Here is a 14,330-nt window from a genome sequence, read left to right as displayed (position 1 = left end):
CAATGTTAAATATGCGTTAAAAAAAAGACAACCATTTCTGGTTGTCTTTTAATATGTATTTGTAGAAATGTAATTAAATACATTGTTTAAGCTATTTTAGCTAAGATTGAATTAAATGTTGGGCTTGGACGCATTGCTTTGCTAGTTAATTCAGGATTTGGTTGGTAGTACCCACCAATATCTTGAGGTTTTCCTTGAGCAGCAATTAATTCAGCATTTATTTTAGATTCGTTTTCAGCAAATTCAGCAGCGATAGGAGTGAAGATCGCTTTTAATTCAGCATCTTTATTTTGAGCAGCCAAAGCTTGAGCCCAGTAGAACGCTAAATAAAAGTGAGAACCACGGTTATCGATTTGTCCAATCTTACGAGCTGGAGATTTATCGTTTGCAAGGAATTTGTCATTTGCCTCATCTAGAGTTTCAGCAAGAACAATTGCTTTAGAGTTGTTTAAAGTTTGACCTAAATGCTCTAAAGAAGCACCAAGAGCTAAAAATTCTCCTAATGAATCCCAACGTAAATATCCTTCTTGAGTAAATTGTTCAACGTGTTTAGGCGCAGAACCTCCAGCACCAGTTTCAAATAATCCACCACCATTCATTAAAGGAACGATAGAAAGCATTTTAGCAGAAGTTCCAACTTCAAGAATTGGGAATAAATCTGTAAGGTAATCACGCAATACGTTACCAGTTACAGAGATAGTGTCTAATCCTTTAATTATTCTTTCAAGAGTGAAGTTTGTAGCATCGATTGGATTCATGATACGAATATCTAAACCTGTAGTGTCATAATCTTTAAGGTAAGTTTTTACTTTTTCGATTAATTCTCTATCGTGTGCTCTGTTTTCGTCTAACCAGAAAACTGCAGGAGTATTAGATAAACGAGCTCTGTTTACAGCTAGTTTTACCCAGTCCTGAATAGGAGCGTCTTTTGCCTGACACATTCTGAAGATGTCTTTATCTTCAACAGTTTGTTCCATTAATACAGTTCCATTAGCATCAACAACACGAACAACACCATCACCTTTAACTTGGAAAGTTTTGTCATGAGATCCGTATTCTTCTGCTTTTTGAGCCATTAAGCCCACGTTTGGTACGCTTCCCATTGTAGTTGGGTCAAAAGCACCATGTTTTTTGCAAAAATCGATAGTTGCAGTATAAACACCAGCATAAGAACGGTCTGGAATAATAGCAACAGTATCTTGTTGTTTTCCTTCTTTATTGTACATCTGTCCAGAAGTACGGATCATTGCAGGCATAGAAGCATCAACAATTACATCCGATGGAACGTGTAAGTTCGTAATCCCTTTATCAGAGTTTACCATAGCAAGTGCCGGACCGTTAGCGATAGCTGCATCTAATGCTGCTTCAACTTCGGCTTGTTGAGGTGTTCCTGCAATTTTAGCATAAACATCACCCAATCCATTTCTTGTGTCAATATTTAGTTCGCTAAATAAAGTAGCGTATTTTTCGAATACATCTTTAAAGTAAACCTCTACAATAGCACCAAAAATAATTGGATCTGAAACTTTCATCATTGTAGCTTTCAGGTGAACTGAAAGTAATATATTTTCTTTTCTTGCTTCTTCGATAGTTGTAGCAACAAAGCTTTTTAAAGCATTTAAGTTTAATACAGCAGAATCAATAATTTCTCCTGCTTTAAGAGGAGTACTTTCTTTTAAAACAGTAGTAGTTCCGTCTTTAGCAACGAATTCAATTTTTACATCAGTAGGGTTAGGAACAGTAAGTGATTTTTCACTTCCGTAAAAGTCACCATTTGGCATAGATGCAACATGAGTTTTTGAGTCTGCTGACCAAGCTCCCATAGAGTGTGGATTTGCTTTTGCAAAATTCTTCACAGCTCTTGGTGCTCTACGATCAGAGTTTCCTTCACGTAAAACTGGGTTTACAGCAGAACCTAATACTTTAGCATATTTAGCTTTAATTTCTTTTTCGGTATCGTTTTGTGGATCTTCAGGGAAATTTGGAATTTTATATCCATGAGATTGTAATTCGGCAATGGCAGCTTTTAATTGAGGAACCGATGCAGAGATGTTTGGTAACTTAATGATGTTTGCTTCCGGTTTAGTAGCAAGTTGTCCTAGCTCAGCCAAGGCGTCCCCTGTTTTTTGAGAATCGGTCAAGTACTCCGGGAAATTAGATAAAATTCGAGACACTAACGAAATGTCTCTAGTTTCAATAGCAATACCCGCTGTAGCAGTAAATTCTTGTACAATAGGCAAGAAAGAATAAGTCGCTAATAATGGCGCCTCATCAGTTAAGGTGTAAACAATTTTTGAATTCTGTGTCATTTTTTTTTCTTTTTTAATATAATCGTATCGTCAAAAAAATGACGATGTAAAGGAATGGTCGGCTCAAAATGAGCGAAGCAAATATAAGTAAAACAGTCCGAAAACGGTTGCGTTTTTTACAGAATTCCTTAAATTAACAGATTGCCATTTTAAGCAGGTATAATTGACAAATCGATGGTTTTCAAGCCAAAGAATTACTGTTTTGATATTTTGTTTAGAACAAAAAAAATCCCGATTCATAAATAATGAATCGGGATCTTTATGGTAAAGAGATAAAAAATTATCTTCTTTTGTCTCTAATCTTAGCTTTTTTACCAGTAAGTTCTCTGAAGTAGAAAATTCTAGCTCTACGTACAGCTCCTCTTTTGTTAACTTCAACTTTTTGTAAAGCTGGTAAGTTAACTGGGAAGATACGCTCTACACCAATAGCACCAGACATTTTACGAATAGTAAAAGTCTCTGTGTTACCAGAACCTCTTCTTTGAATAACAACTCCTTTAAAAAACTGAGTTCTTGTTTTTTCACCCTCTCTAATTTCGTAGAAAACTGTGATAGTATCTCCAGCTCCGAAAACTGGGAAATCTTTTTTAGTAACAAATTCGTCTTTAACGAATTTCATTAAATCTGCCATGATATCTTTAATTATGGTTTTGTAATAAAGCAACATACACGGATTTCGCCAGAGGTTGGTCTAATTTGGGTGCAAAGATAGAAAAAATGTTTAAAGTTTAAAGTTTTTATTGTTTAAAGTTTTTTGTCTTAATATTTAGTTATAATCCTAAGAATCAGACTGCAGTAAATCAGCTGTGTTATTGAGTCACGACTTTAAGCTTATAGTCTTTACTCTCAATTTTTAATACGCCAGTTTGTAAACTGTAACTGTAAATTGAGGCCGAATACTAAAAACTTACTTCTCTTCAAGAAGATCAGGGCGTCTGTTTTTAGTATGTTCATAAGCCATATCTTCTCTCCATTTGTCAATTTTAGCAAAGTGGCCACTGGTTAAAACATCAGGAACTTTCCATCCCTTATAATCTGCAGGGCGTGTGTATATAGGGCCAGATAATAAATTATCTTGAAAACTATCAGTTAGGGCTGAAGTTTCGTCACTTAAAACACCAGGAATCAAACGAATTAAAGCGTCCGATAAAACCAAAGCACCTAATTCGCCACCAGATAAAACATAATCACCAATCGAAATTTCTTTGGTAATAAAATGATCGCGAACCCTTTGATCAACACCTTTATAGTGTCCACACAAAATGATAATGTTTTCATACATTGACATCGTGTTAGCCATTTTTTGGTTTAGCGTTTCTCCGTCAGGTGACATATATATAATCTCGTCATACTCTCTTTCGCTTTTTAAATGCGTGATGCAAGCATCAATAGGCTGAACCGTCATAACCATTCCAGCACCACCGCCAAAAGGATAATCATCAACACTCTTCTGTTTATTGGTTGTATAATCGCGTAAATTATGAAAATGAACCTCGACAATACCCTTGTCAATAGCACGTTTCATAATCGAAGCTTCAAATGGACTTCGCAATAACTCAGGTAAAACAGTAATAATATCTATGCGCATTTTTTATTTTCAAAAGGTTCTAGGCTGCAAAGATACAAAGTAAATATTTGAGAAATTTATAGATTAAAGAATATAGATTAAAGAATATAGATTAAAGAGTATAGAATATAGAGTATAGAATATAGAATTAAGATTTAGAAAAAATAGAGAAGAGATTTAAAAATTAAGCAAAAACACATAATATGTATCTTGTATGATATATTTTACGTTCTCATATTTTTAGCATATAAGAGGTTCTTTTTTTTGGTTGGATATGATTTGGAAAATTTAAGCATTAACAAATCTTACAAAATAATATTTAGGGAGAGAGGTTTTTTGAATACATTAGCAAATAAAGTTAGAGCTTATTTATTATTAAGTAAGAATTTAAAAAAAGAAAGTAATGGCATTAGATTTTCATAGATTCGATAACAAGGAATTATTATTCCAAATAGATGACAAGAAGTTTGGAATTTTATCTGAAATTTTTGAATTATTTACCCAATGGACAGGGATCATGATTGATCAATATGGAGATTTAAAACTTACTATAGGAGATCAATTGACAATAGTAAAAATTATAGATAAATATATTGAAACAACAGATTTGAATAAAAACAAATTGAAGACTACTGCTATTATTGAATTTAAAGGAGTTTTGATTTTTCTAATAAATAAAAAAATTGAACTAGAGTTGTTAGGAGATTAAATGTTATAAAGAATAGAAAATTAATTTAAGTATTTTGTGTTAATTATGAGAATTTGTTATTGTTTGTAAAAGATAATGACTGCTATTTTCATAGGTATTATGTTTTTTATTAGATAGTGTTTTAAAAGTGATGTATGATGAATAAAGAGAAAATAACAAGTATAATTGATTTTTATTTGAAAAAGTTTGTTGAGGTTAATGGTAACACACTACCAAATAAAATTGAAGCTGAAATGGCTGATCCCAATCAAAATCAAGACGAAGAGTGGAGAATATGGTTTCCTATTGCTAGTAAAGTAACTGATAATGAAATTAAAGAATTTGAAAATCGACTTGGTTGTGAATTCCCCGAAGATTATAAAATATTTTTAAAACACAAACACTTTTATGAGCTTTATATTTTAGAGGCTTCATTTTTTAAACATCCAGTAAATAGTTGGAAAGAATCTCTGGGAGAAATGATTTTCCATGAAAATCTAAAGGATGATTTAATTGAAAAAGGATATATTCCCTTTGCTAATTGGAGTGATTGGGGACTGCTCTGTTTTGATAGCAATAGAAATAAAGAGGATAACAATTACCCAATTGTGTTATGGGATCATGAAAAAGCAGATGAGGTGGAAGATGTATTTAATGATTTTTATAATTTAATAAGTGAAGATGATATTGAAAATGAACAGCCATTATAAAAAAGATTATGTAGAGCTATCTAAAGAGTTTAGAAAATCGAATGCCTCACCAGAAAGTGTCGAGAAGCTTTATGATTTACTTTATGAATTAGAAAATGCTAACAGAACAAAACAAGATGATTTAGTACTTTCAAATGTTTATAGCCTGTTGGGGTTTCATAAATCAGCATTCGAAGTTTTCAAGGAAGTTGCTGATTTAAACAATAGAAAAGAGGCAACAAAGTTGTATGTAATGGAAGAGAAATCCAAATCACACAAAAATAACTTCATCATAAAAGATATTAGAAAATATAGAGAAAAGAAAGAGCAACCTAAACTAGAGTTAAGCGATTTTGTTAAATCAAAGAGTAACGACAATAAGTTTAAAATCACGAATAAGAATAGTATAGTGTTTAATAAATTAGCAGATAAAGTTTCCGTTTATCTGCCTAACGGGCATATTGAGAATTGTTTAGAAGAAATCATTAATTATATTAACTGGTTAGGGAATTGTAAGAAGGAATTAATCGATTTTTATAATAAGGAAAATGATGAAGACAGAGCAAATGATGATTGGTATGATACTTTAGTAGTATATAGAACTCAAATAGTAATTGAAGAATCAGGAGCTGTTTTTTGTTCCATTTCAGGAGGAGATGATTTTTATCAAGATCATTTGTTAGATATTGAGATAATAAACCATACAATAATGTCAATGAATTATAACGGGTAAAAGAATTTATAATTCCAGTAAAAAATAGCATAAACCTTTATGAAAAAACTAATACTCTTATTATTTCTGACTTTCTGTTCTTGTAATCAGAACAAGGGAAATCAATACTTTGATGATATAGCAGATAATGATGTGAAACTATCGAAACCTGTTGAAGGAGAATGGCTTTATACTCATAAAGAGAAGGGGCAAAGTTTCGAGCAATTTATAAATTCCAGACATGTAGTTCCAACAAATAATTCTAATATTATTTATATTAGACCTATTGGGAATTTTACTACTCTGCAAAAGAAGCAAATCGAATTAGTTAGAGAATATCTTGAGATTTTCTTTCAATTAAAAACCAAAACTTTGGAGAAATTCTCTAACGATATAATTCCTAGTTCAGCCAGACGAATTGGATACGAAGATAACGAACAGTTTTTAGCAGGTTATATCTTAGATAGTGTACTTAAAAAAGAAAAACCATTAAATAGAGTTGCTTTAATGGCATTAACAGAAAAGGATTTATTTCCTAAACCCGAATGGAATTACGTTTTTGGATTAGCATCTTACAGAGATAAAATAGGAGTGAGTTCCATTTATAGATTACAAGATGAGGTGCTAACACCTGCTAATTTTGATTTATGTTTATCGCGATTATTAAAAACTTGTTCCCATGAAATAGGGCATATGTTCGGATTGTATCATTGTATAGTGGCAGATTGCGTAATGAATGGAACAATTAGTTTGCCAGAAACAGATAACAGTGCCATTAGATTATGTTCAGCTTGTCAGAGAAAATTAAATTCGGGTATAAAGTATGATAATAAGAAAAGGTTAGTCGAATTAGAAAAATATTTTGAGAAAGTCAAACTCAACGATGCAACTCAATTAATGAAGAAAGATTTAGAGAAGATTCAATAAAAACTAAATAATAAGAACCTATGCTACTATGTAAATTTAGTGAGTTAGCAGTTTTGTATGAGGTTTATTTAGTACTAATTTAATATTAAAGACGTTCTTCTTAAGCTTAATGTATTGCATCCTAAAATAAAATCACCATCAAAAAAAAACAAAAAATGAAAACTCCAGCACTAATTCTATCTCTCTTTTTATTGATGAACCTAAATGTAAGTTGTCAATCTAAAAACAAAGAAACTAAGACTGAAACTAAAAAAGAAACAGGAAAAGACAAAGAAATTGTTGTTGCCGAGTTTGGCAAAATACTCGACAGTTTAAAAGTAAAAGGTTCAATATTGGTTTACGATAGCAATAAAAAGGCCTATTATTCTAATGATTTTACTTGGGCAAAAAGAGGAAATATTCCAGCATCAACATTCAAAATTCCTAATTCGATTATTGCCCTTGAGACTGGAGTAGTAAAAAGTGATTCGACAGTTTTTAAATGGAATGGAGAAAAACGATGGATGGAAGCTTGGGAACAAGATTTAACACTTAAGCAAGCGTTTAAAGTTTCGTGTGTTCCTTGCTATCAGGAAATCGCAAGAAAAGTAGGTGTGAAACGAATGAAAGAATATCTAAAAAAATTAGATTACAATACAATGGTTTTTGATACCCTAACGATTGATAATTTTTGGTTAGAAGGAAAATCTAGAATTTCTCAATTCCAACAGATTGATTTCTTAAAAAGATTGTATTTCTCCGAATTGCCTATTTCTAAAAGAACTGAATTGATAATGAAAGATATCATGATAGTTGAAAAGCAGGACGATTATGTTCTAAGAGGGAAGACTGGTTTGTCTGTAGATGGAGTTAAACGCAACGGGTGGTTTGTAGGTTACCTTGAAAATAAGGATGGCGTTTACTTTTTTGCAACAAACATAGAACCAACTAAAGAAACGAGTCAAGATGATTTTATAGCAGTGCGACTTAATGCAACCAAAGCGGCATTAAAAAATATTCAAAAAAGATAAGTTTTTGGTCTTCTTTTTGCTAAGTATTCAGAATTGACAAGTATATTTAGAAGTATTTATTATTTAAAAATATTTTTGTTTTATTAAATAAAATACTACTATTTTAGCGAAAAATTAACTAACCATCTTAACCACATTGAAAAAAGCCTTTAAAATTATTGGTAAAATACTACTTGCATTCGTAGCATTTATTTTACTGTACGTCGTTCTCGCATATTCTATTTCGAGAATTACAGTCGAAAGAGAACCAGATACTAAAGAAGAAGTTATGATTTATATCATGACAAATGGTGTTCACACCGATATTGTAGTTCCTACTCGTAACGAATTTATGGACTGGAGTAAAGAGGTAAAGTATGAAAATACAATCTCTAAAGATACAACTTACCAATACCTGGCAATGGGATGGGGAGATAAAGGGTTTTATCTTGAAACTCCAAACTGGTCAGATTTAAAAGCTTCGACTGCACTTAAAGCAGCATCTGGATTAAGTAATACAGCAATACATGCAACCTATTTTTCGAATATAAAAGAAAATGAAAGCTGTAAAAAAATTATAATCAGTAAGGAACAATATGTTCGCTTAGTTGATTATATAAAAAATAGTTTCAAGAAAGACGAAAACGGGCGATTGATGCACATCAAAACAGATCAGAATTACGGTAAAAGAGATGCTTTTTATGAAGGAACAGGAAGTTATAGCTTGCTTCATACTTGCATACCTGGGCAAATAATGCACTAAAAGCAAGTGGGCAAAGGTGTTGTTTTTGGACACCAATAGACTCCGCTATTTTTGCAAAATATGAAACTAAATAATTAGGAACCAACCGCCGAGAAGTATTTGCAAATAGCAATATTTCTAAAAATAAATTAACTCAACTATAAATTAAATTTAAAAATGATACAATAAACGTCAAATGCATTTGTTGCAGTATCTTGGATTGCTATGGGAGCAGGAATTATTGGTTATCTAGTAGGACTTGCTAGAGCTGAAATGGTATTAAATGAAAAAGGATTTTATGCTTTTGCATTTTTATTAGGGATATTTGGAGCAATTGCAGTTCAAAAAAAAATACCAAAGATAACTTAGCTATTAAAGAATAAAAAAATACTTTTACAATAACGGTTTCAAACGATTTGAGTCACAGACTTATTTTATAATCGCTTGAAACCGTTTTGCTTTGGCGTAAGTTTGAAATAAGTAAAAAAAAAACTAGTTATGAAAAAAATTGGACTTGTTGGAGGTATTAGTTGGGTTTCGACAATAGACTATTATCGGTTTATAAATGAAGGAATAAATGAAAAATTAGGAGGACTTAATTTTGCAGAGTGTATTATCTACTCTTTGAATTTTGATGATTTTCAAAGAAATAACACAGCCAATAACTGGGATGTAACATTCGAACTGATAACTAATGCATGTAAAAGTTTAGAGAAAAGCGGAGCTGAAGCAATTATTTTATGTGCCAATACAGCACATGCAGTGGTTGAAAGGGTTGAAAAAGAAATCTCACTGCCTATTATTCATGTTGCAACAGCTACAGCAAAAGAAATAAATAAAAAAGGATTGAAAAAAGTAGGTTTGTTGGGTACAAAATTTACTATGGAAATGGATTTTTATAAAGACAAACTTGCCGAACATAATATTGAGACAATTGTTCCTTTCCTTCAAGATGAGCGTGATTATATTCAGAAAACATTAAAAGAAGAATTAGGAAGAGGAATAATCAATGAGCAGACCAAAAGAGCTTATATTATGGTAATTAATAAATTGATAGAAAATGGTGCGGAAGGAATTATTCTTGGATGTACCGAAATACCAATGATTATAAGTCAGAATGATGTTTCAGTTCCAGTATTTGACACAACAAAAATCCATTCAGATGCAGCAGTAAAATTTGCTTTGTCACTAGACTAAAAACTTAAACGGACTAAAAAAGTAACTAGATAAGGCTTAACTAAAAATTGAGATATTATGCAAGATTTCGGAACAAGTAAAAAATTCCTTTTTAATGATGAAATAGAATGGGAAGTGGTTGGAGAAGGAATCAAGCGCAAGATAATGGCATACGATGACAAGATTATGTTGGTTAATGTACATTTTGAAAAAGGAGGTGTTGGAGTTTTGCACGAACATTATCATTCGCAAGTTACATATGTAGCCAGTGGAAAATTTGAAGTAACAATAGATAATGAAACAAAAATATTAAAAGAAGGTGATAGCTTTTATATTCCGCCACATGCAATACATGGAGTGGTTTGTTTAGAAAGTGGACTTTTGACAGATGTTTTTAGTCCAATTAGAGAAGACTTCATAAAAGGTTAAAGAGTCACAATTCAAAAAAAATCTAATATATGGTGACAAGAAGAAACTTTATAATCAATGCTAGTATGGCAACTGCCACAGTTTGTTTAATTCCATCATTTGCATTTTCTTCTAATAAAAAAAGAATTGGATTACAGTTGTACACTTTAAGGGATGAATTGCCAAAAGATGTGAAAGGAACCTTAGAAAAGGTGGCACAAGCTGGATATACTGAAGTTGAATTATATGGATTCTCTATTAAAGATCAATTTTGGGGATTGTCAGCTCAAGAGTTAAAGAAACTGCTAGACGCAAATGGATTGAGGGCAGTGAGTGGTCATTACGGATTAGGTGCCTATTTGTTTGATGGAAATACTACAGAACTTGAAGCAGCAATAAAAGCAGCTAAAGTTTTAGAAAGTGAGTATATAACAGTTCCTTGGCTGGATGAAACGTTAAGAAAAAGTGCAGATGATTATATAAAGATAGCTTTGTTACTAAACAAAGCTGGAAAAATCTGTAAGGAATCAGGATTAAAATTAGCTTATCATAATCATGATTTTGAATTTAAGAAATATGGAGATACAACAGCTTATGAAATTCTATTGAAAGAGACTGATAGAGATTTAGTCTATTTTGAAATGGATTTATATTGGATGACGTATTCTAAAATTGACCCCATAGAAATGTTCAAACAAAATCAGGGACGTTTTACGATGTGGCATGTAAAAGACATGGATAAAAATAATCAAGCTTTAAATGCAGAGATCGGTTCAGGAAGAATAGATTTTAAATCTATTTTCGCAGAAGCAAAACGATCAGGGATGAAACATTTCTTCGTAGAGCAAGAAACTAATTATAAACCCAACGAAATTCAGTCAATAAAAACAAGTTATGAATTCATAGCAAAAGAACTAATCTAGGCTTCAGAATTACAGAAGCTTAAGCCTTGGTAGAATTGCTTTTGGGGAATTTTATGTTTTTTTTTAAGTTTTGTTAAAGATTAGAGTAGTATTTTTGCAAAATGAATTTATCCAAAACTAGTGTCATGTTTATGGCAGTTTGCACTGGACTTATAGTTGCAAACCTTTATTATTGTCAGCCTTTAATTGTTTTAATTGCCAATGAATTTAAAATCCCTGAAGCTGATGCGGGAACAATAACTTATCTTACTCAAGCAGGCTATGCCATCGGTCTTTTCTTTATGGTACCGCTTGGTGATAAAATAGAGCGTAAAAAACAAATTTTGATAACCACACTTGCAACAGTAGTTGCCTTGGTTATAGCGGCTACAGCCCAAAGTTTTTTAGTTTTAGAAATTGCATCGCTTCTTATCGGAATCACCTCCATAGTTCCTCAGTTAATTTTGCCTTTGGCAGCTTCTTTAAGTGAACCTAGCCAGCGAGGTAAAGTTGTGGGAACGATCATGAGTGGTTTGCTTGTCGGGATTTTATTATCTAGAACTTTAAGTGGAATTATAGGTGATCTTTGGGGTTGGCGATCTATGTTCTGGATTGCAGCCGGAATATGTTTACTAATGTTTTTTGTTATGCAAAGACAATTCCCATATAATAAACCAGTATTTCATGGTTCATACGGACAATTATTGCAATCTCTTTTTACACTTATAAAAACACAACCTTTATTACGAGAAGCAACAATAATCAATGCATTTTGTTTTGCACAATTTGGGGCTTTCTGGACAACAATGGTATTGTTGTTATCAGACGCTCCGTTTCATTTTAGCAGTTCAACGATAGGTCTTTTTGGTATTGTTGGAGCATCGGGCGCTTTGGCAGCTCCATTAGTCGGAAGATTAGGAGATAAAGGAAACTCAAGAATAGCTGTAGGATATGGTTGTTTATTGATGTTAATTAGTTTTATTATTTTTTACTTTTCAGGAAGTAGCATTGTAGGAATCATTATAGGAATAGTTTGTATCGATATAGGAATTCAAGGAGTTCATATTTCTAACCAAACCAGAGTTTATTCGTTATTGCCAGAAGCTAGAAATAGATTAAATACAGTATTTATGTCGTTTAGCTTTTTAGGAACAGCGGCAGGTTCAGCTTACGGATTGTTTTTGTGGAAATTAGGAGGATGGCATGCTGTAGCTATAGGATGTGCTGTTTTAGCATTATTGGCATTAACGGTTTATGGATTAACATATAAATCTAAAAAATAGAAAGGATAAACGAATATCAAATTAATTCGTAAATTTGCTCATCAAATAAAAAAAATATAAAATGGAAAACGGAATATACGCTAAATTCAACACTAGTAAAGGTTCGATTTTAGTAAAATTAGCTCACGATTTAACACCTGGAACAGTTGGTAACTTCGTAGGTTTAGCTGAAGGAAATTTAGAAAATAAGAGTAAACCACAAGGAAATAAGTTTTACGATGGATTAAAATTTCACAGAGTAATTCCTGATTTCATGATTCAAGGTGGTTGTCCACAAGGAACTGGAACTGGTGGTCCTGGATATAAATTTGATGATGAATTTCACCCAAGTTTAAAACATGATCGTCCAGGAGTTTTGGCAATGGCAAATTCAGGACCTGGAACTAATGGTTCTCAATTTTACATTACTCACGTTCCAACAAGCTGGTTAGACGGAAAACATACTGTTTTTGGTCACGTAGTAGAAGGACAGGATATTGTTGATGCAATTGCTCAAGGAGATGAATTAACTAGTATTGAAATTGTAAGAGTAGGAGAAGAAGCTGAAAAATGGAATGCTATCGAAGCTTTTATTGCTTTTAAAGGAGAACGTAACAAACGTGATGCTGCTATGAAAGCTGAAGCTGAAGCTGCAATAGAAAAATTGGCAGCAGGTTTTGAAAAAACAGAAAGTGGTTTACGTTACCAATTTATCCAAAGAGGTGATGGTAAAAAAGCTGAAAACGGAAAAACAGTTGCAGTTCACTACGAAGGTTCATTAGATAACGGTAAGGTGTTTGATTCTTCTTACCCAAGAAAAAAACCAATCGAATTTAGATTAGGTCAAGGTCAGGTTATCGAAGGTTGGGATGAAGGAATTGCTTTATTGAAAGTTGGAGATAAAGCACGTTTTGTAATTCCATCTCACTTAGGATACGGTCCATCTGGAGCAGGAGGAGTTATTCCACCAAACGCAAATTTAATTTTCGACGTAGAATTAATGGACGTTAAATAATAAAAAAATAAGCAAAATTATATTTTGCAGTATTTGAATCCCAAAATGAGAGTTTTGGGATTTTTTTTATATTTACACGAAAAAAAACTAAAAAATGAAATCAAGAATCCTAACCATAGCAACATTAGCAGTGATTGTTTTTTCGTGTGCAGTTAAAAAAGAAACTGTAAAAGTTGTAGAAACTACAGAGCCAGTTAAAACAGCAGATGTTACTCCAACAGTAGCTGGAGGGCAAAATTTATATGATAATAATTGTGGCAAATGCCATAAATTATTTAAAGCAACAGATTTTTCGAAAGAAGACTGGAAACCTATCTTGGTACGTATGCAAAAGAAAGCACATCTCGATGATGCACAAATGGCTTCGATTTCAGATTATATTACTTCACAGTTGTAAAAGCATTTATATAATCAGTATTATAAAACTATTCGGTGAGATATCTGGATAGTTTTTTTGTTTTGAATCAGACATAAAAAAACACCTTCACAAGTGAGGTGTTTAAAAAATTATTGATTGCTTACAGGTAGTACGTTAGATACAGCAATTATTTTTAAAGTTTTTATTCCAGCAGGTAATTCCCAATCTACTTCGTCATTTTCTTTAAAGCCAATTATAGCAACACTTAAAGGAGCTAGAATAGAAATTCTTCCTTCTTTTACGTCAGCATTTGAAGGTAAGACAATTTGAATTTTCATTTGCTTTTTAGCCTTAACATCTTCAATGGTAACGTGCGAATTGATTCTTACGATTGATTCGTCTAAGGTATCTCCTTTGCTAATAATAGCTCGGTCTAATTCTTGAGCAAGTTGACCAGCTTCTTTAGAGTTTGTTGAGTTTTTACTCTTTAAAATTAATTCCCTTAAGAGTTGATAATCTGTTGTACAGAAAGTGGGTGTTGGTTTCATATCTATTGTGTGTTTTTATTTGAATGAGATTTTTGTTT

Annotated in this window: 16 protein-coding genes and 1 pseudogene; 13 read left to right on the top strand and 4 right to left on the bottom strand. The window is 32.2% G+C overall.

The window, feature by feature from the left end; translation table 11 throughout:
• Positions 1 to 86 precede the first annotated feature (86 nt).
• The 3 genes from LPB87_RS13435 to trmD all read right to left on the bottom strand — a co-directional run bounded on the left by LPB87_RS13435 (position 87) and on the right by trmD (position 3,897).
• A complete protein-coding gene (locus LPB87_RS13435; protein WP_230728207.1) occupies positions 87 to 2,309 on the bottom strand; it encodes an NADP-dependent isocitrate dehydrogenase in 2,223 nt (740 codons plus the stop codon).
• 280 nt (positions 2,310 to 2,589) lie between these two features.
• Positions 2,590 to 2,940, bottom strand: a complete 351-nt coding sequence (rplS, locus tag LPB87_RS13430) for a 50S ribosomal protein L19 (RefSeq protein WP_129539481.1) — start codon at positions 2,938 to 2,940, stop codon at positions 2,590 to 2,592.
• A gap of 276 nt (positions 2,941 to 3,216) precedes the next feature.
• Complete coding sequence (gene trmD, locus LPB87_RS13425; RefSeq protein ID WP_129539480.1) at positions 3,217 to 3,897, bottom strand: tRNA (guanosine(37)-N1)-methyltransferase TrmD; 681 nt, start codon at positions 3,895 to 3,897, stop codon at positions 3,217 to 3,219.
• 382 nt (positions 3,898 to 4,279) lie between these two features.
• Here trmD and LPB87_RS13420 point away from each other — a divergent pair, with 382 nt between their 5' ends.
• The 13 genes and pseudogenes from LPB87_RS13420 (at position 4,280) to LPB87_RS13360 (ending at position 13,783) form a co-directional block, all read left to right on the top strand.
• Positions 4,280 to 4,585 carry a hypothetical protein gene (locus LPB87_RS13420; protein ID WP_129539479.1) on the top strand — a complete coding sequence of 102 codons (306 nt, stop codon included), beginning with the start codon at positions 4,280 to 4,282 and terminating at the stop codon, positions 4,583 to 4,585.
• 137 nt (positions 4,586 to 4,722) lie between these two features.
• Positions 4,723 to 5,274: an SMI1/KNR4 family protein gene (locus LPB87_RS13415; protein WP_230728206.1), complete on the top strand. Its 552-nt coding sequence runs from the start codon at positions 4,723 to 4,725 to the stop codon at positions 5,272 to 5,274.
• Complete coding sequence (locus LPB87_RS13410; protein WP_230728205.1) at positions 5,258 to 5,986, top strand: hypothetical protein; 729 nt, start codon at positions 5,258 to 5,260, stop codon at positions 5,984 to 5,986. The genes LPB87_RS13415 and LPB87_RS13410 overlap by 17 nt, the downstream gene beginning before the upstream one ends.
• A gap of 39 nt (positions 5,987 to 6,025) precedes the next feature.
• Positions 6,026 to 6,892, top strand: a complete 867-nt coding sequence (locus LPB87_RS13405; RefSeq protein ID WP_230728204.1) for an archaemetzincin — start codon at positions 6,026 to 6,028, stop codon at positions 6,890 to 6,892.
• Positions 6,893 to 7,047: 155 nt separating this feature from the next.
• Positions 7,048 to 7,902, top strand: a complete 855-nt coding sequence (gene blaOXA, locus LPB87_RS13400; RefSeq protein ID WP_230728203.1) for a class D beta-lactamase — start codon at positions 7,048 to 7,050, stop codon at positions 7,900 to 7,902.
• 136 nt (positions 7,903 to 8,038) lie between these two features.
• Entirely contained in the window at positions 8,039 to 8,644 is a 606-nt protein-coding gene (locus LPB87_RS13395) for a TIGR02117 family protein (RefSeq protein WP_347349753.1), read from the top strand.
• A 192-nt stretch (positions 8,645 to 8,836) separates the two neighbouring features.
• A pseudogene (locus tag LPB87_RS13390) lies at positions 8,837 to 8,992 on the top strand (YiaA/YiaB family inner membrane protein); the annotation flags it as partial.
• Positions 8,993 to 9,121: 129 nt separating this feature from the next.
• Positions 9,122 to 9,820: an aspartate/glutamate racemase family protein gene (locus tag LPB87_RS13385; protein WP_230728201.1), complete on the top strand. Its 699-nt coding sequence runs from the start codon at positions 9,122 to 9,124 to the stop codon at positions 9,818 to 9,820.
• A gap of 57 nt (positions 9,821 to 9,877) precedes the next feature.
• Positions 9,878 to 10,228 (top strand): cupin domain-containing protein, encoded by a 351-nt coding sequence (locus LPB87_RS13380; protein WP_230728200.1) that lies wholly within the window; start codon positions 9,878 to 9,880, stop codon positions 10,226 to 10,228.
• Positions 10,229 to 10,257: 29 nt separating this feature from the next.
• The gene (locus LPB87_RS13375) at positions 10,258 to 11,130 is read left to right on the top strand and encodes a sugar phosphate isomerase/epimerase (RefSeq protein ID WP_230728199.1); all 873 of its coding nucleotides are present in this window, start codon (positions 10,258 to 10,260) and stop codon (positions 11,128 to 11,130) included.
• Between the two features lie 131 nt (positions 11,131 to 11,261).
• On the top strand, positions 11,262 to 12,392 hold the full coding sequence (locus tag LPB87_RS13370) for an MFS transporter (RefSeq protein ID WP_230728198.1): 1,131 nt from the start codon (positions 11,262 to 11,264) through the stop codon (positions 12,390 to 12,392).
• 61 nt (positions 12,393 to 12,453) lie between these two features.
• Entirely contained in the window at positions 12,454 to 13,386 is a 933-nt protein-coding gene (locus tag LPB87_RS13365) for a peptidylprolyl isomerase (protein WP_230728197.1), read from the top strand.
• 94 nt (positions 13,387 to 13,480) lie between these two features.
• Entirely contained in the window at positions 13,481 to 13,783 is a 303-nt protein-coding gene (locus tag LPB87_RS13360) for a cytochrome c (protein ID WP_230728196.1), read from the top strand.
• A gap of 110 nt (positions 13,784 to 13,893) precedes the next feature.
• Here LPB87_RS13360 and LPB87_RS13355 read toward each other — a convergent pair whose 3' ends face one another.
• Positions 13,894 to 14,292 carry a GreA/GreB family elongation factor gene (locus LPB87_RS13355; protein WP_129539466.1) on the bottom strand — a complete coding sequence of 133 codons (399 nt, stop codon included), beginning with the start codon at positions 14,290 to 14,292 and terminating at the stop codon, positions 13,894 to 13,896.
• Positions 14,293 to 14,330: the final 38 nt, after the last annotated feature.

The organism is Flavobacterium sp. EDS, assembly GCF_020991525.1.
GTDB lineage: Bacteria > Bacteroidota > Bacteroidia > Flavobacteriales > Flavobacteriaceae > Flavobacterium.
Note: the sequence above shows the minus strand (reverse complement) of the source record. Positions and strands in the feature narration are given on the sequence as shown.